This is a genomic window from Carnobacterium alterfunditum DSM 5972 (assembly GCF_000744115.1).
In the GTDB taxonomy this organism is placed as follows: Bacteria; Bacillota; Bacilli; order Lactobacillales; family Carnobacteriaceae; genus Carnobacterium_B; species Carnobacterium_B alterfunditum.
The window spans coordinates 1,650,692-1,674,214 of sequence record NZ_JQLG01000004.1; the positions used below are offsets into that span (position 1 = coordinate 1,650,692).

Annotated in this window: 22 protein-coding genes; 13 read left to right on the forward strand and 9 right to left on the reverse strand. The window is 35.5% G+C overall.

All coding sequences use genetic code 11. The features are described 5' to 3' along the window. Positions 1 to 41: 41 nt before the first annotated feature. Positions 42 to 932, reverse strand: coding sequence for a mechanosensitive ion channel family protein (locus BR50_RS08295; protein ID WP_034547763.1), 891 nt, complete (start codon positions 930 to 932; stop codon positions 42 to 44). 246 nt (positions 933 to 1,178) lie between these two features. On the opposite strand from BR50_RS08295, the gene BR50_RS08300 reads away from it, so the two are divergent. Continuing rightward, the gene (locus BR50_RS08300; RefSeq protein WP_034547765.1) at positions 1,179 to 2,978 is read left to right on the forward strand and encodes a DUF4153 domain-containing protein; all 1,800 of its coding nucleotides are present in this window, start codon (positions 1,179 to 1,181) and stop codon (positions 2,976 to 2,978) included. Positions 2,979 to 3,026: 48 nt separating this feature from the next. On the opposite strand, the gene rpoN is transcribed toward BR50_RS08300, so the two are convergent. Next, entirely contained in the window at positions 3,027 to 4,376 is a 1,350-nt protein-coding gene (gene rpoN, locus BR50_RS08305; protein WP_034547767.1) for an RNA polymerase factor sigma-54, read from the reverse strand. Positions 4,377 to 4,764: 388 nt separating this feature from the next. Between rpoN and BR50_RS08310 the strand changes: the two genes are divergently transcribed. The 3 genes from BR50_RS08310 to BR50_RS08320 all read left to right on the forward strand — a co-directional run bounded on the left by BR50_RS08310 (position 4,765) and on the right by BR50_RS08320 (position 6,612). Next, a complete protein-coding gene (locus BR50_RS08310) occupies positions 4,765 to 5,724 on the forward strand; it encodes an IS30 family transposase (RefSeq protein ID WP_034545409.1) in 960 nt (319 codons plus the stop codon). Between the two features lie 10 nt (positions 5,725 to 5,734). Beyond that, the gene (locus tag BR50_RS08315) at positions 5,735 to 6,115 is read left to right on the forward strand and encodes an LURP-one-related family protein (protein ID WP_081884491.1); all 381 of its coding nucleotides are present in this window, start codon (positions 5,735 to 5,737) and stop codon (positions 6,113 to 6,115) included. A gap of 110 nt (positions 6,116 to 6,225) precedes the next feature. Beyond that, positions 6,226 to 6,612: a general stress protein gene (locus BR50_RS08320; RefSeq protein WP_034547769.1), complete on the forward strand. Its 387-nt coding sequence runs from the start codon at positions 6,226 to 6,228 to the stop codon at positions 6,610 to 6,612. Between the two features lie 109 nt (positions 6,613 to 6,721). On the opposite strand, the gene BR50_RS08325 is transcribed toward BR50_RS08320, so the two are convergent. The 3 genes from BR50_RS08325 to BR50_RS08335 all read right to left on the reverse strand — a co-directional run bounded on the left by BR50_RS08325 (position 6,722) and on the right by BR50_RS08335 (position 9,762). Beyond that, positions 6,722 to 7,942 carry an MFS transporter gene (locus BR50_RS08325; protein ID WP_034547771.1) on the reverse strand — a complete coding sequence of 407 codons (1,221 nt, stop codon included), beginning with the start codon at positions 7,940 to 7,942 and terminating at the stop codon, positions 6,722 to 6,724. Positions 7,943 to 8,242: 300 nt separating this feature from the next. Continuing rightward, positions 8,243 to 9,058 (reverse strand): aldo/keto reductase, encoded by an 816-nt coding sequence (locus BR50_RS08330; RefSeq protein ID WP_034547773.1) that lies wholly within the window; start codon positions 9,056 to 9,058, stop codon positions 8,243 to 8,245. A gap of 221 nt (positions 9,059 to 9,279) precedes the next feature. Further along, positions 9,280 to 9,762, reverse strand: coding sequence for an ECF transporter S component (locus BR50_RS08335; RefSeq protein WP_034547775.1), 483 nt, complete (start codon positions 9,760 to 9,762; stop codon positions 9,280 to 9,282). Positions 9,763 to 9,926: 164 nt separating this feature from the next. Between BR50_RS08335 and BR50_RS08340 the strand changes: the two genes are divergently transcribed. From BR50_RS08340 to BR50_RS08350, 3 genes are all read left to right on the forward strand, one after another. Next, positions 9,927 to 10,784, forward strand: a complete 858-nt coding sequence (locus tag BR50_RS08340) for a pyridoxamine kinase (RefSeq protein ID WP_051905772.1) — start codon at positions 9,927 to 9,929, stop codon at positions 10,782 to 10,784. A 155-nt stretch (positions 10,785 to 10,939) separates the two neighbouring features. Then, a complete protein-coding gene (locus BR50_RS08345; protein WP_034547779.1) occupies positions 10,940 to 11,881 on the forward strand; it encodes an NADP-dependent oxidoreductase in 942 nt (313 codons plus the stop codon). Between the two features lie 236 nt (positions 11,882 to 12,117). Further along, on the forward strand, positions 12,118 to 13,443 hold the full coding sequence (locus BR50_RS08350) for an IS3 family transposase (RefSeq protein WP_034545653.1): 1,326 nt from the start codon (positions 12,118 to 12,120) through the stop codon (positions 13,441 to 13,443). 393 nt (positions 13,444 to 13,836) lie between these two features. Here BR50_RS08350 and BR50_RS13065 read toward each other — a convergent pair whose 3' ends face one another. Both BR50_RS13065 and BR50_RS08360 read right to left on the reverse strand, forming a co-directional pair. Further along, the gene (locus BR50_RS13065) at positions 13,837 to 14,259 is read right to left on the reverse strand and encodes a cytochrome b5 domain-containing protein (protein WP_081884492.1); all 423 of its coding nucleotides are present in this window, start codon (positions 14,257 to 14,259) and stop codon (positions 13,837 to 13,839) included. Between the two features lie 35 nt (positions 14,260 to 14,294). Then, positions 14,295 to 15,626 (reverse strand): ferredoxin reductase family protein, encoded by a 1,332-nt coding sequence (locus BR50_RS08360; RefSeq protein ID WP_034547781.1) that lies wholly within the window; start codon positions 15,624 to 15,626, stop codon positions 14,295 to 14,297. A 149-nt stretch (positions 15,627 to 15,775) separates the two neighbouring features. Between BR50_RS08360 and BR50_RS08365 the strand changes: the two genes are divergently transcribed. The 5 genes from BR50_RS08365 to BR50_RS08385 all read left to right on the forward strand — a co-directional run bounded on the left by BR50_RS08365 (position 15,776) and on the right by BR50_RS08385 (position 21,485). Further along, positions 15,776 to 16,459, forward strand: coding sequence for a response regulator transcription factor (locus tag BR50_RS08365; protein WP_034547783.1), 684 nt, complete (start codon positions 15,776 to 15,778; stop codon positions 16,457 to 16,459). Continuing rightward, positions 16,456 to 17,799, forward strand: a complete 1,344-nt coding sequence (locus tag BR50_RS08370; protein WP_081884494.1) for a sensor histidine kinase — start codon at positions 16,456 to 16,458, stop codon at positions 17,797 to 17,799. The genes BR50_RS08365 and BR50_RS08370 overlap by 4 nt, the downstream gene beginning before the upstream one ends. Positions 17,800 to 18,572: 773 nt before the next feature. Beyond that, positions 18,573 to 19,910, forward strand: a complete 1,338-nt coding sequence (locus BR50_RS08375) for a murein hydrolase activator EnvC family protein (protein ID WP_034547787.1) — start codon at positions 18,573 to 18,575, stop codon at positions 19,908 to 19,910. Between the two features lie 142 nt (positions 19,911 to 20,052). Beyond that, the gene (locus tag BR50_RS08380; RefSeq protein ID WP_034547789.1) at positions 20,053 to 20,817 is read left to right on the forward strand and encodes a TrmH family RNA methyltransferase; all 765 of its coding nucleotides are present in this window, start codon (positions 20,053 to 20,055) and stop codon (positions 20,815 to 20,817) included. Between the two features lie 158 nt (positions 20,818 to 20,975). Further along, complete coding sequence (locus BR50_RS08385) at positions 20,976 to 21,485, forward strand: HD domain-containing protein (protein ID WP_170206185.1); 510 nt, start codon at positions 20,976 to 20,978, stop codon at positions 21,483 to 21,485. A gap of 69 nt (positions 21,486 to 21,554) precedes the next feature. Here the strand turns inward: BR50_RS08385 and BR50_RS13000 are convergent, their stop codons facing one another. Beyond that, positions 21,555 to 21,950 carry a hypothetical protein gene (locus BR50_RS13000; protein WP_248699991.1) on the reverse strand — a complete coding sequence of 132 codons (396 nt, stop codon included), beginning with the start codon at positions 21,948 to 21,950 and terminating at the stop codon, positions 21,555 to 21,557. 344 nt (positions 21,951 to 22,294) lie between these two features. Beyond that, entirely contained in the window at positions 22,295 to 22,546 is a 252-nt protein-coding gene (locus BR50_RS13005; RefSeq protein ID WP_245792768.1) for a hypothetical protein, read from the reverse strand. Positions 22,547 to 22,872: 326 nt separating this feature from the next. On the opposite strand from BR50_RS13005, the gene BR50_RS08395 reads away from it, so the two are divergent. After that, positions 22,873 to 23,397, forward strand: a complete 525-nt coding sequence (locus BR50_RS08395) for a GNAT family N-acetyltransferase (protein WP_034547793.1) — start codon at positions 22,873 to 22,875, stop codon at positions 23,395 to 23,397. Positions 23,398 to 23,523 lie beyond the last annotated feature (126 nt).

Sequence of the window (23,523 nt, forward strand, 5' to 3'; positions counted from 1 at the left end):
TGCTTAATAAAACGTTAAAAATCAGCAACAGATCAGTCTAGTTACTTAATTTTTGTAGTGCCGCCAGAAATCACTTCAAGCGTCTCGGATGCTATTTCGAGGCGCGCTCCTTCTTGTTTGAATCGTTGGAGGATTTCTGAAGAAATTTTGTCTTTTACGATACGGCGTTCTCGGTAATCGACTGCATATCGGAGACTTATTTCTACCCAATTGTCGTTAAAAGAAAGAAAAACTTGGGTGTCTAAAGAAGCATTTTCTAGTTTGTAGTGTTTCTTCATATTTTCCCAAGCAAGAATAGCTTCTTTGTTGTATTGTCCTGTATGCTTTTCCGCTATCTCTAATAAAAGAGTTTTGGCTAACTTTATATCACTTTCAAAGCGTAATGGAATTATGATTTCATCCCATAAAAATTTAAAATTAGCGGTATAGTTATATACAGGCGAGCTAAAGATATAAGTATTTGCGACACGAACGATTCTACCTGTGTATTGATCACCGTTTACCCATTCTCCAATTTCCATTAAGGTGGTTCGCAATACACCGATATCCACGACATCTCCTTTGATTCCTCCTAGGAGAACTCGATCGCCTGTTTCAAAAAAGTCAGCAAATAAAATCGCAAACCATCCTGCGATACTCATGATTACTTCTCGTAAAGCGTATGTAATTCCAGCCCCAGCCAGGCCGATTGCTGTCGAAAGTCCAGTAAGATTTCTTCCAAAGATATACATAAATAGGACAAATAAAATAAGGTTATTTAGCCAACGAGCAATTTTTCGAGTAACATGCCAATGTCCTGAGTTCTTTAAATTTTCGTACAGACGATTCAAAATAAAGCGACGTGACAGATAAAGAATCATAAAGAACAAAAGAAACCAGATAATATTAACTAGTAAGGGATATGATTCAATAAAGTTACGGATAAATTCCATATGGGTAATTCCTTCCTCTCTATAAAAAGATGTTTATTCGGATTTGTTACCATTATACTATATATTGATTGACAAACGCGAAAAATGAACATTGCCACTTTGAAAAAGAAAGAGGGATATATTCCAGTTTTTTTATTTTCAAAAAATATAGCTAATTATTGACATAAGTTTGAGCTAGGCTTCATAATAAAGGTAAGTAGGAATTAGGATGGGTTAAAGACTTTTTTTTAAAAAGGAGGGTCAATAATGAAATTAGTACAGATAATACAGGGGAAATTTCAAGGACTTATTCAAGCAATCAGACGCTATCCGCTCACTGTCATATTTTTAGTAGCTGTTGCTGGACTCAATGCTTATTTGATTCAACAAGAAACAGATGATTACACGAGATATTTGTATAGCTTTATAGTTGGCGTATTTTTAAGTGTGGTAGCTCAACACCTATATGAAAGTCTCTTTGGAAAAATGTATCAACGGATAGTGTTAATGGTTGGAACACTTCTTTTGACGACTTTATACTATTATACAATTGGAACATCATCTGGTTATGATCTTGAAATGTATGTTAAAACGGGAATTATTATCTTTATACTCACTATTGCGTTTATGTGGATCCCTACTATAAAGAATAGGATCACATTTAATCAAAGTTATCTATCTGCTTTTAAAGCGTTGTTTATAACCTTGTTGTTTACGATGGTTTTATTCGCGGGCATTAATTTGATCATTGTAGCTATTGATCAATTATTATTTTCAGTAGATGAAAAAGTAAATATGCATACTTTTAATTTAATTGGTTCACTTTTTTCACCTATTTTTTTCCTATCCTATACCCCTTTATATGTGAGTAAAAAAGACGAATCCACTCTAACGCCTGAAAAAATTGCTGCTAAGCAGGAACAAATAAAAGAAGATATCTCAGTTCCTAAAGTACTTGAACTATTGATTTCATATATTATTATTCCGTTAACAGCAATTTTCACGATTATCTTATTAATCTACCTTTTACAGAATATCACAGGTGATTTTTGGACAAATAATTTATTAGAGCCAATGTTGGTTTCTTATTCGATCACCGTCATTGTCGTTTATCTTTTAGCTAGTAACATAGAGACTAAATCGGCTGTTCTCTTCAGAAAAATTTTCCCAAAAGTATTGGTCCCAATCGTTTTATTTCAAACCATTTCATCCATTTTGAAGATCCAAGAAACAGGGCTGACACACGGTCGCTACTACGTCATTTTATTTGGATTATTTGCAGTAATTGCAGGATTGATTTTTAGTATTTTGCCTATAAGAAAAAATGGGTGGGTCGCGGTAGTATTGATCGTACTTTCCGTTATTTCCTTGATACCTCCAGTAGATGCTTTTACAGTCAGTCGGGTATCACAGACTAACTTACTAAAGGAAACACTTGAAAAAAATCAAATGTTAGAAGGAAATAGCATCATTCCTAATGCTGATATTCCTAAAGAAGATAAAATTAAAATCAGTCAAACCATTCATTATTTAACCAGCATGGACTATAGTAAAGAAATAGCATTTCTAGAACCCTATGATCAAGAGCTGATCTATCAATTTGAAGAGGTAGTCGGTTTCAAACCTATATATGACGGAATCGATTTTGTAAGCAACCAGCTAACTCAGGACTCTTATCATGCAACATTGGATTGGAATGAAAATCAGCTGATTTCAATTGAGGGTTACGATAAGATGGTCGCGTACTCTTACTATGATTCAAATGAAATTTCAGCTATCGATTTCAAGGTTGAAGATTCAGCTTATACAATTGGTTCCGAGGTGGAAGATGAACAAACGAATCTCGTTTTAACTGATGAAAATGACAAAACGATTTTGAGTATTGATCTTCAAGAGACAATGGAGCAAATCGCTACAACTACACAAACTAAAACTTTACTGACTGTAGAAGAAGCAACTGTAATAACCGGAAATGAACAAGCCGAAATGAAGTTGGTGTTTAGGGCAATTGATTTCTACAATAACCAGTACAATAGTGAGTTTTATCTATTCATTGATATTAAATAAATTAAAAAGCATGGAATCTATCCTCTAGTGGATAAATTCCATGCTTTTTTAGTCAAATCGCTTTCGCTTTGGAGAGCTGGCAATAAAAAGAGCCTCACGGTATTTTGTAACAGTCCTTCGTGATATTTCAATGCCAGCTTTCTTTAAGAGATCCACAAGTTTTTGATCTGACAATGGTTTCTTAGAATCTTCTTCTTGAATAAATAGTTCGATTTTTTTCTTTATTTGGTTAGAAGAAATGGAACCATTACCTTCGATAGAAGTTGTAACCAAAGCATTTGTAAAGAAGTGCTTTAATTCAAATAAACCAAATTCAGTTGTAATGTATTTCCCGTTGATGGCGCGGCTTACTGTAGATTCATGAATATCCAGCTCTTCAGCAATGGTTTTAAGGATCAAGGATTGAATGGGATGATCCTCGGATAAAAAGAAAGATTTTTGTGCGTGTACAATGGCAATACCGATTTTAAGAATGGTATCTTCCCGTTGGATAAGGGTGTTTTTTAGCCACTCATATTCAGATTGCTTTTCTTTTATAAACATAGCTACTTCTTTATCCTTAATAACGCTTAATTCCTCATAATAATCTTTTTGGAAAACGATAACTGGAAGACCTGATTTAACAGAACTCACTATAATTTGTTGATCATCGGTTATCTTAACAGATAGATCCGGGCGAATGTATTGAGTAGGAGCATTTGAAAAAAGTGCTCCAGGATGAGGTGTGAGAGTTTTAATAAAATCAGAAACTTCTTGAACATCATGTAATGATATAGCATAACGCTTTGCAATGTGGTCCCATTTCCGATTAGCAAAAGCTTCAAATTCTTCTTCAAGGATCAGATATGCAAGATCCGGGGCCTCATCATTTCGTTCTGTTTGAAGCATTAAGCACTCTTGCAAATTTCTAGCGCCTACACCAGCAGGTTCTAACTGTTGTAAAAGAGTCAATGCATCGAGTAACTGAAGTGAGTCAGCTTGAGTTCGAGTGATGGCATCCTCCAACGAAAGAGTTAAGTAGCCATTATTATCAAGGTATTGAGCTAGCCAAATGATTAAATCACGTAAGGTAGTTTCTCTGAAAGATAAATGGATTTGATCGATAACTGCGGAATAAAGAGAAGTAGTCGAAATCACTGCTAGTGTATCCCATATAGAACCGCTAGTTGATTGATCTGTTCTGGATTGATTGCTATTGTATTTTTGTGGTAAAGTTCCTTGGGTTTTTGGTGTTGATTTAACTGAAATAGAAATAAGAGGATTTTCTAAGGACTTCTGTTTTAAAAAATCAACTAAATCTTTACGGTTGTATTGCAGCATTTGAATGGCCTGTTGCAATTGGGGCGTCATAGTTAATTGCTGTTTTTGTAATTGAGTGTAATTTTGTTCGAAATTCAAAATGGTTTCACCTCTATTAGCAATAAGATTTGATATGTTCATCATAGCATATCGAACTTTAAATGAGAATAATCTAAAAGAAAGAAAAAATCGAAATGAAATAGTGTGGAAAAATTTTCACAACTAGCTTAGGAGTGGCTAACAGTCAATTGGATGATTATAATTAAAGTGAAGCCTATTCAATAAAACGAAAGCAGGTGTTTCGATAATGAAGCTATATATTAAAGAAAAACGTTTTTCATGGCGAAATCAGTTGATTGTACAAGATGAGCAAAATGAACTGGTTTATAAAATCGTCGATTGTAAGATTAAGCTATACAAATAAAAAAGCCATTCGTGATACACTCTAATTGTATTTCCAACCACAGAAAACAAGGAGTGATCACGAATGACCTATACCCATATTACCATGGATGAACTAGTGATGATAGAAGCTTATTACCACCAAGGTGTTCCAGTTGCTAAAATAGCTACTTACTTGAATCGTACTCGTACACCGATTAATAATGTTATCAGGTTCTTCAAAGCAGGACACACAGCTTTCGACCATTACCTACGGTATAAAAAAAACAAGAAACAGTGTGGACGCAAAAAAATTGATTTACCAAAAGAACAACAGCTTTATATCAAGGGAAAAGTAGCTGAGGGCTGGACGCCGGATGTCATTATTGGCCGTAAAGAAATGACAATAGACTGTTCCGTACGAACACTTTATAGGCAGTTTAAAGAAAGAATATTCGATGAAGTTACACTCCCGATGAAAGGGAAAAGAAAACCTAACGGACATCAAGAACGTAGAGGTAGACAAGCTTATAAACGAAATATCTCTGAAAGAATAATAGACTATCCCACATTTAAAGAAGAGTTTGGTCATATCGAAGGAGATACCATTGTAGGTGTTCACCACAAAAGTGCGGTTATTACTCTAGTAGAGATTTTATCAAAAGCTATCATTACCTTAAAGCCCAAAGGGCGTAAAGCCTGCGACATTGAGAATGCCATGAATCAATGGTTCCAAGCCATACCAAAAAATTTATTCAAATCCATTACGTTTGATTGCGGAAAGGAGTTTTCCAACTGGAAATCTTTGTGCAACCAACATGATGTCGCTATTTACTTCGCTGATCCTGGAACGCCTTCACAACGAGCTTTAAATGAGAATTCTAATGGACTTCTTCGAAAAGATGGATTGCCAAAAAAAATGGATTTCAACGAAGTTGACCAGACTTTCGTATCATCTGTTGCACACAAACGAAATAACATTCCAAGGAAGTCACTAAATTACCAAACACCGTTGGAAGTTTTTATGAGTTATATGGATGAAGATAGTTTGTATAGCTTAATTTGACAAATCAGAAATTAAAAGCGAACGGATCTCAATAGGGGATAAGGTGCATATTTATGATCATAATGAGGAAGAGATCCTGTCAATTGAAGAGAAAAAAATAGGCTTTTCCCCTAAATACAATATTTATCAAAAGGGTGAAAAGATTGCTGCAGTAAAACAAATAAAAAATTTAGTTGCACCGGATTATGAAATTGAAAAAGTAAACTGGAAAATTAAAGGAGATGTTGAAGAAGAGGATTATGAAATCAAAGCAGGATTCAACGAAATTGCTTCTTTCAAAAAGAAATGGTTTTCTTATGGAGATTCCTATGTATTAGATATCAAGGAAGAAAAAGATGCCTTATTAACTTTAGGTATCGTTATTGCAATTTGGGGCTTACAATTAGATTGAAAAAATTTTAGCTTTATCTGTAAGGTCTATCGTTTGAGTATCGATTTCATAGACCTTACAATAATGATATAGCTGTCTTTTACAGATGGTAAATACGAGGAGGGGAAAGAATGAAAAGACAAGTTGTTGGAAGCTATGCAAAGTCGCAAGAAGCAGTAGAAGCAGTCAAAGAATTACAAGGAAAAGGCTACCAAAAACAAGATATTACATTGATTTGTAGCTCAGAAGCTAGAAATTTGATTTCTAATACTACAGATGTAGAAGTAACTACTGATGAGGCTATTACAGGTGAAGCAGCTAAGGGAAATAGGACAGACCATCAGTCGATTTGGGAAAGAATCAAAGAAACTTTTTCTACGGATGATTATGATGATAGGGTATTTACAAGCACTGACGATGACCCTCTGTACGCTTACCAAAAAGATATAGCAAATGGAAATATTATTGTTATGGTCAATATAGAACGAAAAAGAACTGGCTTAGATGGAGCCGAATAGAATAGATGGTGCTAAAACAAAAATTTATATTAAAAACGATAAAAGGCTTATAAACTGATTGAATCGGTTTATAAGCTTTTTATCGTTTTTACTTATTTAGTAAGAAAACTCAATAGGTCGACTTTTTGACATCGTATAAGCTTGAAACAACAAAATAAATACCAGCAACTCCTAGAATAATGATATAGCCACTAATCAAACTGGCTGTAAGATAGCCGCCTAAAGTTAAACCGACTGCTGCTATCAGTTGAGAGATTTGAAAAGAAAGAGAACCAAAACTTAAATAAGAAGCTTGCTTATCTTCAGGAATCAAATCAACTTGTCGTGCTGTTAGAATAGGGGCCGAAGCTAATTCTCCAAAGGTTGCTAAAATTGTTAAAGGAATCAAAAGATAAATACTATTTGCAGAAGCCATCAATCCGTACCCACTAATATAAATAAGTAGGCCCACAATAATAACGGTACGCTCCGTTTTTTTCTCTGTTATTCTTGAAACAATAAAAGTGAAAAAGACAACCATGATAGTATTGATTACTTGCAGAATACTTAACATTCTTACTCCATCAATATTGACAGAGAAAAGAGTGATGGGTTCAAACTCTTTTGATAAGCGAATACCGGTATAGTTTTGTAAGGAAAATTCAGCAGCACTATAAAGAGCGATACCTAAGATCAAAATAACCCAACGCTTATCTTTGGCGGCGATGTAGTAATTGGTAAACAAATCATGGAAAATAGTTTTCCCCTTAGTGTGGGAAACTGAGTTTTTATAGCTGAGATTTTTTTGTAGAAAAGCAGAAACTGCAAATTGTAGAAGTGCTGCTCCAAAAAATAGATAGAAAAGATAATACTTAAACAAGAAACCAGCTATAGAAGCACCTAAAGCCATGGATAAATTAAAGGACCAATATTCAAGCTGATAGACTTTTTTTCGTTCAGCAGGAACAGTTGAATCAAGCAGGACGGCATCAAAGGCAGAGTAATATAAATTATAAGTGATACCACAAATAAGATAACCACCGATAAGCCAAAAATGATGAGACAGAATACCCGTAAAATTCAAAGCAACAACAAACAGGGATACGCCATATAAATTTTGGAAGATCATTAGAATTTTTTTGCGTTGAAAATTATCAGCTAAATAGCCGCCAATGATCCCAGCTAAAAATGAGGAGACGACATTTATCATAACCAATATTCCAAGCAGTTCTGGACTGAATAGACCGGCCAAATAAATAATTAGGTAAGGAATGGTACAAGCATAAACTAAACTGCTAAAAAAAGAGGTGACTAAGGTTGTTTGAATGTTTTTTGAAAAAGATGATAGCATAACGATCTCCTTATAAAGTAAAAGAACCAGCTGATAGTTTATCTACTCAGTGTTCTTATCTAATTTTTAGTTTATTTGAAACGATAGAAGTGCAGAACAAGAACTAACAAGTCTAAAAATAGTCTTTCAAATGAGCTTCTTAAAAATAGAGTAGCATAATTTTAAGAATATAAGAATATAAAAATATAAAATTTAGAAAAAATAATGAATAGAGGAGATCTAGCTTCTTTTCATTTTTTTTGTATAAAAAAAGGCACTGCAAAATTTCAGCAGTACCTCTAAAGAAATGCGATTATAAACTTATTTACGTACGTCTTCTACAGCATTTAATTTTTCCACATCTTCTGGAGAGATGGTGAAATCTAATTGGCTGTTTTCGATGATTCGCTCTTCGTGGGTTGATTTTGGAAGTGGCAAGGTTTTACGTTCTAAGCAGTAACGAATACATAATTGTGCAGGGGTTACGCCATATTTTTTAGCCATTTCTTTGATCTCTGGACTATTCAATGTTTGACCTGTTGCTAGTGGTGAGTATGCTTCTACTACAATATTGTGTTTTTCACAAAAAGTAAGAAGGTCTTCTTGATCATGTCCAACATAGAAAGGAATTTGATTAACCATGGGTACGATATCACAAGCGTCAATAAGAGCTTGAATATCAGATTCAGTAAAGTTTGAAACCCCAATCGCACGAATTTTTCCGTCATTATATAATTTTTCCATTGCTTTCCAAGATTGAATATTGCCTTCAGTATGGTCGGTGCCTATTGCATCCCAAGGCCATGGAGCATGGATAAGATAAAGGTCTAAGTAATCTACCCCTAAATTTGTAATGGTTGTATTGAAAGCTTCTAAAGTTTCATTGTACCCTTTAATTTGAGCGGGCAATTTGCTAGTGATAAAAATTTCTTCACGTGGCAAATCGAAGTCTTTGATAGCTTTTCCAACGTTTTCTTCATTTTTGTAAGCTAATGCTGTATCAATATGAGTGTAACCATTTTTAAGGGCCATCGTTACTGCAGCGTAAGCTTCCTCATTTGGGATCTGCCACGTACCAAATCCGATATTTGGAAGCTCAACGCCATTGTGAAACACAAAAGTTTTTTCTTTCATCATAAATTATTTCCTCCTCATTTTTAAAGATGTTACTTTTCTATTGTAAGCTTTTTCAGAAGGTAAGTAAAATAATGTTGTATACGTTTTCTGTTTTTTAAAATACATTATCGATAAGAAAAATAAAGCAATCGTTTGTTCTTTTTAAATATCAATTTTAAAGCCAGTAAATCAAAAGAAGTGTTAGTGATGGATACTCATCACTAACACTTCTCCAGCTACAATTAATACTTTATTTTTGTACCGACACTCTTTTCCAATAAAACAGCACCTAATGCTCCAACAATTCCTTGAAGTAAATTTCCTGGAATCGAAATTGCTGCTCCAGCTAAACCATACATGAAGCTTTCAGCCACAAAATAACCAAAAGCCATAAAAAGACCAGCCGGAATAGTAGCTAAAAGAGGCTTATGATAACCTGTTTTTTGAAAGATCCAACCACAAATATATCCTTGGAGCCCTTTTACTACAAATGTGATAGGAGCATAAAAAGCATAACCAACTATAATATCAGCAAGAGCGCTTCCTAATCCGCCAACAAGAAAGCCGGCTTTTTTTCCTAAAAAAAGGGCTGCAAACAACAAAACCATATCTCCTAAATTAATATAGCCGCGAAAGGTCGGAATACGAATGACGATCGTCATTACTATAGTCATAGCCATGAATAGAGCAATTGTTACAATTTTTTTAGTGCTGATTTTTTGCATGATCCTCATCCTTTATATATATGCATAAAGTTATCTTATCTTTTTTTAGGGACAATGTCATGATTTTTTTTCGAATTTAAAAAATAATAAAAAAGAACCGATTCTATAATGTGAAATATGCTAGACTAGACAGAGATATGAACCAAGTAGAAGAGGAGAAAAAGATGAAACAGCCTAGAATTTTAGTGATTCAAGATATTTCAACAAGCTGCCGGATTTCAATGAATGTGGCAGTGCCGATTTTAAGTTGTTTAGAAAACTGGGTAAGTATTTTGCCTACAGCACTCTTATCAACACATACCGGCAAAGGCTTTGAAGGATATACTTTTTTAGATTTAAGTGCTGAGATTCCAGCTATCTTAAACCATTGGCGCTCTCTAGGAATAAAATTTGACGGGATCGTCATTGGCTATTTAAGCTCTGTAGAACAAATAAGATTGATGAAAAATATCATTACTCAGTTTACAACTGAAGAAGCTCTGATTGTGTTAGATCCAGTGATGGGCGATCACGGAACCTTATATCCAGGTTTTTCTTCGGAACATGTTAAAGCGATGCGTGAATTATGCCAGTTTGCAGACGTGTTGATTCCAAATGTAACGGAAGCCTGTTTGTTAACGGGAACAACTTATCCTAAAAAGCCTCATACTAAAAAAACAATTGATCCAATCATCAGCAAACTAAACAAACAGAATAAGCAAAGTATTGTGTTATCTGGTGTGACTGGAACTGAGAAACAAGTAGGGGCTGCTTTTGTTACCAAAGGAAGCTCAGAAATTTGTTATGCTTTTTCGCAGGTTCATCCAGGACATTTTGATGGGGTAGGAGATTTGTTTACGAGCGTAGTAGCCGGATTTTTATTTCAACAACAGAGTTTGAGAAGAGCTAATGAAGTAGCGGTAAACTATATTTCAAAAGTTGTTAAGCGAACCATTGATGATAAAATCGATCCGCTATATGGGATAGCATTTGAGAAAGATTTAAGGTATCTAATGGAAGAATTAAAAAAAGAAACGTTCTGATTTACGCAAACAAGCAAAAGTTGCAGCTTTTGGTTGTTTTTTTATTTTTTTTAATTCAGTCAAAATAGTAGCAATTTGTTATTAGTTTAGTTATACTTCTTATTAGTAAGAGGATTTATTTTGAAACAACTAATATGTGTTTGGAGGAAAGCAAAATGAGAGCTGTTATTATCGAAGAATATGGTGGAAAAGAAAAGTTGAAAGAAACAGAAGTACCAATGCCAATAGCTAAAGCACATCAAGTTATTGTAAAAGAAAGAGCAACTTCAATTAATCCTATTGACTGGAAACTACGTGAAGGATACTTGAAAGAAATGATACCATGGGAATTTCCTATTATTTTAGGATGGGATGTTGCTGGAGAAATTGCTGAAGTAGGCAGTGAAGTAACCGATTGGAAAGTTGGAGATCGAGTATTTGCACGTCCAGAGACAACACGTTTTGGAACATATGCTGAATATACGGCAGTAGATGATAACCTATTGGCTCATATTCCTGAAACTATTTCATTTGAAGAAGCAGCGGCTGTTCCTTTAGCTGGACTGACTGCTTGGCAAGCACTATTTGATTATGGAAAATTGGCTGCAGGAGAAAAAATCTTGATTCATGCTGGTTCTGGCGGTGTAGGAACCTACGCGATACAATTAGCAAAGAGTAAAGGAGCTTTTGTTATTTCTACAGCAAGTGAAAAAAATCGCGATTTATTGCTGAGTTTAGGTGTCGATCAATTTATTGACTACAAAAATGAAGACTTTACCGAAATTTTAAATGATGTAGATGTTATTTTTGATACTATGGGTGGAGAAGTATTAAAAAATAGTTTTAAAGTTGTTAAACCTCATACTGGGAGAATTATTTCCATCGTTGCGGAAGCAGACAAAGAGTTGATCGAGAACGCAGATGTTGCATTTCATAATATCTGGTTAGAACCAAATGGCAAACAATTGACAGAATTGGCTAACTTGATGGAACAAGGAAAAGTGAAATCAATTATCGGAGCCACTTATCCATTGAGTGAAAAAGGCATTTACGATGCTCACGCAATGAGTGAGACCCATCATGCGGTAGGCAAAATCGTTATAAAAGTAGGAGAATAAGGAATTCTATTAAAATAATTCTTATCTATAGAAGGAAAAGAAGCGACTGTATTATTCAGTCGCTTCTTTTTTTTATTTGCACCAAAAATGTTTGGGTATTAAAATATAGAGCCGACTAAAATGGACCCTATAGAATGGACACCAAAAAAAGGTGCTCTCTATAGGGTCTATTTTTGTATACTGATATAAAGAAGAATAGGTTAATACTTGCACTTCGTGCAGAAAGGAGCGGATAAATGTCAAAATTAACATTTACACCAGAACAAATTCAAATTTTAAAAGCAAACCCATACGTTAAAAATGTATCGGAGAAAAGTATTACTTATTCCGATGAGTTTAAACGCTACTTTGTTTCAGAATCATTGGGTTCAAAAACGGCTAAGCAACTATTTATTGAAGCTGGATTTGATCCGGAAATGATTGGTAAAAGTAGGATAAGATCATTCGCTGGTAAATGGCGAAAAAGATACCGTGATAATGGTGTTTTGGCATTGAAAGATACACGACAAGATTGTTCAGGCAGACCTCGAAAAACACCATTAACACTTGAACAACAAATTGAAAAGTTACAGGCCAAAATCCTATTATTAGGACAAGAAAATGACTTGTTAAAAAAATCAGAATGGAGCGAAAGGAGGCCAGAAAACAGCGAAAAGATTAGCAGAATCTTTTCAAGGATCCATGAAATGAAAACCAAGGGTTCCTATACAGGAACCCTCATAGATGCCTGTAAAGCGTTGGGTGTTTCTCGTTCAGGTTACTACAATTATGTTAAAAGTTTAGACAGTAGAAATGCACGTGATGAGGAAGATCAAGTCTGGAGAACTCAAATTGAAGAAGCTTATAACTACCGTGGTTACGAGAAAGGTTCTCGAAGTATCGTAATGTACTTCCTAAACGTTCTGGGCATTACCGTCAATCGTAAAAAAGTACAGCGCCTGATGAGGAAATTTAATATCTTCTGTCCTATTCGTAAAGCAAACCCCTATAAAAGAATGGCAAAAGCCACCAAAGAACACAGCACTGTTGAGAACAAGTTGAAACGTCAGTTTGATCAAGGAATAGCCCATAAAGTTTTATTAACAGATATCACTTATTTACCTGGAACCGGCGGGTTTATAGGTTATTTATCAACTGTAAAAGATGGAACAACGAAAGAAATTCTAGCTCACTATGTGTCTGACAGTTTAAAACTTGATCTTTCATTAACAACGGTTGATTTATTAATGAGTGCCCATAGCACAACGCTACATAAAGATGCCTTTATCCATTCAGATCAGGGAGTCCATTACACCAGCCCTAAATTCCATAAGAAATTGGCTGATAATCAGTTAGGGCAATCCATGTCCAGAAGAGGGAACTGTTGGGATAACGCTCCACAAGAGTCGTTCTTTGGACATTTGAAAGATGAAATAGAGTATAAAGATTGTGGGAATTTGGAAGAACTTCGAGCAATTGTGACTGATTATATGGACTATTACAACAATGAACGTGGACAATGGAATCTGAAAAAACTGCCCCCTGTTCATTACAGGGAGCAGCTTTTATTGAGTGTTTCATGAGGTCTCTTTTTTAAAATGTCCTTGACACAGGGTCCATTTCAGACCATGACTGGTAGAAAGTGACTTTTTTATATTAAAATACTAAGACATTAACTACGGTATTGCCTTTATTGGCTATTCGGCGATGATTTTGTTGCACTAAAAGTGACTTCAGAAACTTTCACAGCCAACAACGGTGACTTCAAAAAAGCTTTTTATGGAACAATTGTTGGTGCAACTTGCGGGTTGATATTGGGTCTTTTCTATAATAAAAAAACGAGAGTATCGAAAGAAACAGCAGAAATGATTCAGTAGAGAAAACATTAACAAGAAAGTAGCCACCGGCCAATTCATATCTCAGAATTGACTGGTGGCTACTTTTATTATCATGCAATTTCATGAAAGCTTGTTAGATCATTCAACCAATGTTCCAACGATAATCAGACCATCTAACACGGAGCTGCCGTGCGGAGAACTGTTGATGGCGGTTGTGCAGTCGGTACCCGCCTGTACACCATAGTGATTTCCGTTCTGCCATTTATCCGCATTGGTGACATCATAGACGTTGCCTGCAACTGCGACATAGGCATCATTCCCATTTTTCCCATCATATTGCGATAATTCATCAAGGGTAAAGTTTTTTGTATTCGATTGGGCATCAGAAGATGAAGCAGCATTGGATAAAGGTACAGCTTCCGAGGATGAAACAGTTGAACTGGCAGCACTACTAGTAGAAGCCCTTTCAATAGTAGCCCCCTGAGTCGTCCCGCATCCCCCGAAAAGTAAGGCTGCACCTAGTAAGAATGTAATCACTTTTAATTTATTGTTGTTTTTCATTTTTGGTTCTCCTTTTTTTAGACTCTCATCATTTTTTACAGCCCAAATGACTCAAAGTGGATTTTTTGTTTTGAAACATTTTTGGAAACCAACGTTGATTCAATGGTATGCATGAACTTTTTGGGACCGCAGAGAATAAACTCGCTAGTCGAACAGGGGACTTTAGCTGATTCGAAAATAGCTTCCGTTTTTTCCGCATCCAAGTAGCCGTTCTTGGTTGAATAAAAAGGAACGAATATGAAATTGGGCATATCTTTCTGGAAAGAAGCTAGTTCTGTTGCATAAGCGAGTTCATATTCGTTGCGCAAACTCCAGATGAGTACTGTTCTATTTTTGAATTTTTTTTGGCGAAGGCTTTCCAAGATGCCCAACATAGGTGTAACACCTATACCTCCGGCAAACAGCACTAAGCTCTTATCTGTTTTTTGGATGTTTTCCAACGGCTGCCATAACCCACCATAAGGACCTTCAACAGTCACTTTCGTTCCCACCTTGATATGTTGGATGATATGCGTGTAATCCCCGGAATCTTTGATGGATACGGAAAGGACATGCGGATTTGCGGGTGCGGAAGTCAGAGAAAAAGGGTGTTCTTCAAAAGTGTATTTTTCATCCTTGACCCTTAAATAGATGAACTGTCCGGCGTTGTAATCAAAAATTTGTCCGCTTTCAGCTTCTAGTGTCAAGCTGACGATCTGGTCAGTTTCATTTACTGCATTGGTTATGGTATAAATGTTTTTCTTCAATAAAAAAGGTCTGATCAGCTTAAGGTATACAAAGAAACTCAAAGAAACAATGAAATAAAGGGCGTACATCATAGTCAACGTCATATCGGACCGGACAACATAGGCGATGGTGATGACATGCACAGATAGTGAGATAATGGCAACAATATTGAAATTATGCAGAAATTTCATGGTTCCGTATTTAGCGAGGGCAAAATTTCCTAATGTATCCAACATTACATTTATTATTTTGATTCTTCGCAGCCAGCCAGTCATGAAAAGCAAAGATAAAACGGTCAACAGCAAGAAAAGCATGATGGCAAAATCTCCGAAGACAGTCGAAAATTCGAACTCTCCCCAAGCAAAATTGGCCCATTCTTTATGAAGCATGCCAAGTGCCAAAGCGACAATGGCCATAATGCCATGGAAGCGATGGAATTTATCCAGACTAAAGTATTTTTCGATGAACTTAGGTCTTGCGGCGGTTATCAGTTCAGACAATAACCAGGTGTAACTGATGATTCCAATAAAAGCAGGTGCTGCGATGCTGAAGTTTAGCCCTCTTAGTGATATGAAAGCAATTGGCAAGGGGCTCAAAAAATAAATAGCGAGAATCATAATTTGGATTACTTTTCTTTTCATAAGCATTTCCTCCGTTTTCTTATTTATATTCAGTATAGATAAGAAAGTTGAGGACGGCATGAAGGTAAGCTGAAGATTAGCTGAAGATGACGTTTTGCGGTCAATCAGAAATTGAAAACATGATATAATAAGGCAAAGAGGTGAATGCAATGAACGGGAAACAAACGTGTGTTTTGGTAGTGGATGACGAACAGAGTATCCGCGATTTTTTAACGATGGGTTTGGAAGATGAAGGATACAGCGTCGAAACCGCAAAAGATGGCTTATCAGCATTGACGAAAATGCATCAAAATCCCTTCGACATCGTCATTTTGGATGTGATGATGCCAGGTATGGACGGCTACGAATGTTGTCGCATGCTAAAGCAGAAATACGAGGTCGTCGTCATTATGCTGACCGCGAAGGACCAAGCGGAAGATACTGTAAAAGGGCTGAAAATCGGGGCGGATGATTATCTGGCCAAACCCTTCAGCTTTATGGAGCTGCTGACGCGGATGGAGGTCCGCTTGAATAGTCGCTTCCCGCAAAAAAATTCAGTTATCAGTAAAGGTCCCTTTTCCGTCGATGATGCCCGCCATGAGATTATGTTCGAGGATAAAAAGCTCGATTTGACACCCACGGAGTATAAACTGATGTGTCTGCTGTTCGATAATGTGAACATCGTTATCTCAAAAGAAACAATCATGAATCAGGTCTGGGGTTATGATTATTTCAGCAGTTCGAACGTGGTGGAAGTGTATATCCGCAACTTAAGAGAAAAACTGCAGGATACAGAGCACCGTTACATAAAAACGGAGCGTGGATTCGGCTATAAATTGGACGTGGAAGGATGAAAACAAGGAAAAACTTGAATAGGCAACTGTTCCAAAGGAGTATGTTGTTGCTGCTGTTGTTTTTGGTGATTATTGGTTTTTTGCAGACGAGCTTAATTTATCTCTATACGGAAAATCAAAGAAAATCGGAAGTGACCAGCTACCTACAGGCTCTACAGCAATCTGACAATCTGTTCGGTGAAGGAGAACTGTTGTCTGAAAAGGCAACAGAGCTTGCTGAGGATATCATTTCAAATGCGAACATCATATTTTATGCGAGTTCCGGGGAAAAACAAATGATTCACATCAATCGAGTATTTTTAAAGGATAAACAGATAGCGACATACACTGAACCTGTTTATTATGAAGGGAAAACAATTGGGACGATTGAAGTCATCTATTCCATCCACGAGTCTTTGGAGTTGATGCTTACGCAGTTGATTATTTATGTGATTGCCAGCATTGTTATTCTGTTGTTAGCCTGGCTAGTCTATAAACGCATGTTGAGGAAAACGCTGGACCCCTTAGATCGTGTTATTGCATCGGTTTCTGAGGTTGTTGTCGGCAATTTGGATGAGCTTATTGTTATCGATGATGCTCAAGCGGATATAGCTAAATTAGTCGATTCGACTAATGAGTTGAAAGCAAGGTTACATGATTCCTTTCAAACTATTGAAGAGAATCAGCGTAAGCTGCAACAATTCGTTTCTGATGCTTCACATGAATTAAAGACGCCGCTAACGACAATCCAAGGCTACTCAGAAGTTCTGTTACGGGGTAAACTGGATAACCCTGAGAGAATACGCTATTCTCTGGAGAGCATGCTCGATCAGACGAAGCGCTTGACAAATATTGTGAATGAACTGCTAGAATTATCAAAGTTGGATCGAAAGGTTCAGATGGGGAAAATCGAATTGAACCTGAATGACATTCTAGAGGAACTTTCTCCATTACTGAAGATGATCCAAGAAGGCCGGGAAATCAAACTGACGTTAGGTGAGGTACCGAATGTTCTGATGAACCGTAATAAAGTAGAACAGGTCATTTTAAACATTGTCCAAAATGCTATATTCCATTCCGATAAAAACACACCAATACTGATGCGTACCTACTATGAAAATGAAAAAGTCATCATGGCAATCACTGATTACGGAGAGGGTATTGCCGAGGAGCATCTACCATTCATCTTTGACCGATTTTATCGCATCGATACTGATCGCTCACGCGAAATCGGAGGAACGGGTCTAGGTTTGGCAATCTGCCAAGATATCATGCATGCGCATAACGGGGAAATCAAATTGCAAAGTATTATAGGAAAAGAAACGACATTCTTTATCTCGTTTCCTATGATGAATGAATAATTGACCTTGCATGGTAGGCAATGTACCTTATTCTGCAGGGCGAATCAACTATAAATAGAACACGGGGCTGACTCATTCGAGACAGCCCCGTGTTCTATTTATAAAATTGATTGGGTTTACGGTCATCTTTATGTGAGTACTAAATTTGGTTTTCATAATTTCTTAATTGGTTGATAAATGTTAACGGTTTATTATCAAGTGATGAGTCTTTATCCAGAATTTCGCCAATATCAGTATCGACTGCAATGCCCTCAGTGCTGAAAGACGTGTGGTTCAATTACTTAAACAATAGCATTTGACAAATTAGAGCAACAATCAAAGTGTCAATAGCATGATGTTGATGGCTATCATATCCAACCAACACTAGAAAAACTGATAACTAAACCCAAAATCAATTTCACTATAAAAATTCTCCTGCCGTGATTATGTGAAACTATTAAGACAAAAAGATTGATGCTATATCAATTATTCAAGAGCGGATACAATTAATAAGGATGAATCATCTTTATTTATTTAACAATAGCTCTGAATAAAAAATAATAGTCAAGAACGGCGTATGTTTAAATAGGTTGTTAAATATGTACAAAATATGGCTAAATATGCAAAACAATCGTTTCTTAAATTAAAAACAATATGTAATCGTTTGCAGAAATGAAAATGTAATAAAGTAGGCAGCTTTGTTAAGTAATTAGCATCATTTTAGTGAAGTTTCTATGCTATAATAACGAATGTGAGAAAAATAAGAAGGTATAAAAAACCACGGAGGGTATGCTTTGAAAAAGAAATTGATGACTGGAATTATCGCAACTCTATTATTTGCCAGTCCTATCGTAATGCCAACTGTGACAGAAGCAGCGAGCGTCGAAGAACTTGAGAACCAAAAAGCTGAATTAGAAAATAAATCAGCCGACTTAAATTCAAAAATCCAATCACAAGAAAATACACTAAATAATCTAGAAGCTGAAAAAGCAAATCTTGAATCAGAAGTTGAAAAATTACAAACAGATATTGATACAGTCGTTTTAGAATTAAAAGCACAAGAACAAAAATTAGCTGATTCAGAAACTAAAATCGAGAAATTAAAAGCTGAGATTAAAAAACTGAAAGATCTAATCGCTAGACGTGAAGAAAAATTAGAGCATCAAGCGAGAACTGTTCAAACAGATGGAAGTACATCTAATATGGTTGAGCTAGTGTTGGCTGCAGACAGCTTATCCGATTTGATTGGCCGCGTTGGTGTAGTAAATCAATTAGTTTCTGCAAATAAAGATATCGTAATACAACAAGAGAATGATAAAAAAGAAGTAGAAAAAAATGAACAGGCTGCTCAGAAAGAAAAAGTAGCTATTGTATCACTAAAAGCTAAAATCGAAGTGAATAAAAGTAACCTAGTTGCTCAAAAAGCAGAATTAGACGATAAAATCATTCAAGTAGCAACTAAATACGATATGACAGAGTCTGAGAAAAAACAATTTGTAAAAGAACAAGCCGTTGTTGCTACTCAAACAAGTGTCTTATCTAGTGAATTACAAGAAGAGCGTCAACGCATCATTGTAGCAGAAGAAAAAGCGCAAGAAGCTGCTAAAAAAGCAGAAGCAGAAGCAGAAGTTAAAGCTGCAAAAGCAGAAGCTGCGGCTGCAGCAAAAGCTGTAGAAGTTAAACAAACGAGCAAGTCCAGCACTTCAACAGTCACTGCTGCACCGTCAATTAGTTCATCTTCTGCAAATAGTTCAGGTTTTATTAATCCAAGTGCAGGATATACTACTTCTTCTTATGGCTACCGTATCCACCCGATTACAGGTGTAAATAAATTACATGGTGGGACTGATTTTGGTGGCGGTGGTCCGATCGTGGCAGCCCAAAGCGGAAAAATTGTTTTCGCTGGTTACAGCAGCTCTTGGGGTTACTATGTAAAAATCGATCATGGAAACGGAGTTCAATCACTTTATGCACATATGGTGGCAGGAAGCTTGCTCGTTTCTTCTGGACAACAAGTTTCTCAAGGTCAACAAATTGGAACAATGGGTACAACCGGTTCTTCCACAGGAGTCCATTTACACTTTGAAGTCTATGTAAATGGTTCGCGTGTTGACCCTGCAAGTTATCTATAAGAAAAATGGTCCCATAAAAAATTGATCTAAGTACAGTAACTTATAAATTTTAAAATAGAAACAGCTGAAGTCCGCTCTTTAAAAGAGCGGACTTTTTTAGTAGAATGAATAAGAAGTAGAAGAAACGAGCGGAGGATCACAAATGGAAGTAATTTTATCCACAAAAAATGAACGCGTAAAAAATTGGAAAAAGCTGCAAACTAAAAAAGGACGCCAAAAAGCAGGGGTCTATTTGATAGAAGGTTTCCATTTAATAGAAGAAGCTTTAAAAAATCATGCAATAATTTTGGAAATGATGATAAGTGAAGAAATTGCAATTGAAGATATTCCGCAATTTGATGAAGAAAAACAAGTCGAAATTTCTATTGAGATCGCAAAACTCTTAAGTGAAACAGAAACTTCCCAAGGTGTTTTTGCGGTTGTCCAAAAAGTAGACCTAATCAATGAACCAATTTTAGATAAACCATTTTTATTACTCGATAATGTTCAAGATCCAGGAAACGTTGGAACGATGGTTCGCACAGCAGATGCTGCTGGTTTTGGCGGAGTGGTTTTAGGAAAAGGTTCTGTAGATCTTTACAATAGTAAAGTCTTGCGGTCTATGCAAGGCAGTCATTTTCACTTGCCTATTTATCAAGGCGATTTAAATGAATGGTTTGACTTATTCTTTAAAAATGGCTTTCCAGTTTATGGAACAGAATTAAATGAAGAAGCTGTTTCTTATCGGTCTATTGAACCGCAATCTGTTTACGGATTAGTCATGGGGAATGAAGGAAATGGGATGTCTGCTGAATTATTAAAGCGAACTACTAAAAATATTTACATTCCAATTGTTGGACAAGCGGAGTCTTTAAACGTTGCAGTAGCAGCTGGAATAGTGATGTTCTGGTTAACAAAAATAGAATGACTTGTGTTGCAAGGTTGTGTCTAAAGAATAAGTTTTCCTAATATTTCTTTAAGTTTAAGCTGTTCATCTTTAAAAAAAACGTCATACAATGTAAAATTAAAACCAGTTAGAAAAAAATATAAAATATAAAATATTAAATAGAAGGAAGTCATGTGATGATCGAACCAAAGTGGAAGCAAGATTTAGAATACATTGCTCTTGTTGAAGATTTGTTGGAATTTGAAGAAGTGAAAAAGCTGAATGACTATACACAACATTATTTTACCACAAGGTTAGAACATTCAATTAGTGTATCTTATATCAGTTATGGTATTGCCAAAAAACGTGGATTGAATGTTAGAGCAATAGCTCGCGCAGGATTACTTCATGATTTGTTTTATTATGACTGGAGAATAACGAAATTTGAGGAAGGCTCCCATGCTTATGTCCATCCTCGAATGGCTTGTGAAAATGCCAAGAAATTAACTGAGTTAAGTGAACTAGAATGCGATATTATTATTAAACATATGTGGTTAGCCACAGTAGCTTTACCCAAGTATAAAGAAAGTTATATTGTGACATTTGTTGATAAATATTGTGCGGTAAAAGAAGTAACTGTTCCTTTGACTGATAAAATGAAAACATCTGTAAAAAATGCTTGGGCACGTTTAAAACCGGCTACAGCTTAATAAAAATATAGATTAATTGTAATAGATAATTTTAAGTTAAAAATAAAAAGACTAAACCTTAATTGAGGCTTAGTCTTTTTTTGCTTCAGTTAAAAGGTTCTTTAGAATTTCAGTTCGTGTTTCAACTAATTCTGGAAATTGATAAAAAAAGTTTTGCTTTTTTTGTGCAATGGTATCATTACTTTGTTTAGGAGAAAGAATAAAAAAAGTCCATGATTCAGCAATATCTTCTTCAGGATGTGTGACAGCATAACTTGTCAAAAAATCATCAGCATGTTCAAGGTAAAAGGCTTGTTGAGCTTCTGAATTTGATTGGACATTGAGGTGTTGCCACTCTTTGTAATAATCAATCCAAAATTCGTCATAATATAAATTCATATACGAATCAGGAGTGCTTTCTCCATAGAAAGAAGAGTAAGTAGTTTCTTTTTGACTAGGGGTTTTCCAATCGTAATTGCTGACCATTTGCTTATTATTTAAAGTTAGAAGGTGGCCATATTCATGAATTAAAGTGTAATAAAAGTTTTTTTATCAGTGCTATCCACAAAGTCAACGCCAAGTTGCCAAGTATCTCCATTGTAGTCTAACGGTTCAACGTAGCCTAAAAGATTGTTAGCTCCATCTGAGAAAACGGAGAAAGAATAAATGTTTGTGCGTAAATCTTTCGGAATGATAGTCCTAAAGGTGTCCCATAGTTGATTATGAGCAATCGTATTTCTAGCAAATTCAGTCTGATTAGTATTAGCAGTATTGATGATTCCTTTGGAAAGAGCATCATTAGTAACTTGGTAGGTGACAATGGTTGATTTTTAGATTAAAGCACTTTGACTTTGTTCTATGTTACTACCAGCTTTTTTAGGAGCTCCAGATGTGAAGTCTAAAGGATGGCCAATAAGTTCTTTTATTTCATTAAGGTAAGCATCCCCCTCTTCAATAATGACTTCACTGCTAGGCTTTTCAATGGCATCGTTAATAGGCCCTTGCATTGTGATGACATCATAAGAGAAATAGCCTAGAAACAATAATGAGCTAGTGAAAATCCAAAATAAGATTCGTTGCATCTCGTTTTCACCTCCAAAAATTTCGTTATTTAGATACTGTAAGTTTAGTGAATGTAAATAAAATTATAAAGCAAAGATACCTTTCAACATGCAAAGAAACGCATTCGTTAAAGTAATAGAAAGACTATTTTTAAAGACACACAAACAATACATAAAATTTTCAAAAAAAAGATTGTCGAAGCATAACTCAGAGTATATAATAATCCTTGCCGTATAAGTTGTAAGAGATAATTTATGTCTTCTTAAGCTAGTGAGATAGCAATGTAAACGGTTCAATAAATACCACAATAAAAATGAATTTTTAGATAGGATTGGAGGAAGCTTAAATGATAGAGGTAACTTTTACCAAACAAAAAGCACTTATTAGAGAAGCAAGTTTAGTAGACTTGCCAGAAATGGTAGATATCTATAATAAGGCAATACTTACAGGAGGAATCACCTGTGATCTTGATCCGTTTATAATAGAAGAAAGAAAATCATGGTTTGATTCTCATCAAATAGAAAAATATCCGCTGTTCGTTTATGAAGTTGATGGAAAGGTTGCTGGATATAGTCATTTAAGTGGATACCGAGTAGGAAGAAGAGCGGTAGATCAGGTCGCTGAAATTAGTTACTATGTAAATGGTGATTACCGGAATCGTGGTATTGGATCAAAGTTAGTTGATTATGCGCTACAGCAAGCTAAAGAGATTGGTTATCAAAACGTTATTGCAATGATTGTAGAAGGCAACGGAGCAAGTGAATACATTCTTGGGAAATTTGGTTTTAAACAATGGGGAAGAATGCCGAAAATTGCTGAATTTAACGGAGTGTTACACGATCATTTGTATTATGGATTGAGAATCAACTAAAAAAATTAATAAAAAGTAAAATCAGATAGGCTTGAAAAGGGTTTGATTCTACTTTTTTTTAATTGAACTTTAAATTATGAATAGATTTTTATTTAATTGAATAAATATTCTTTAGACCTAGCGGAT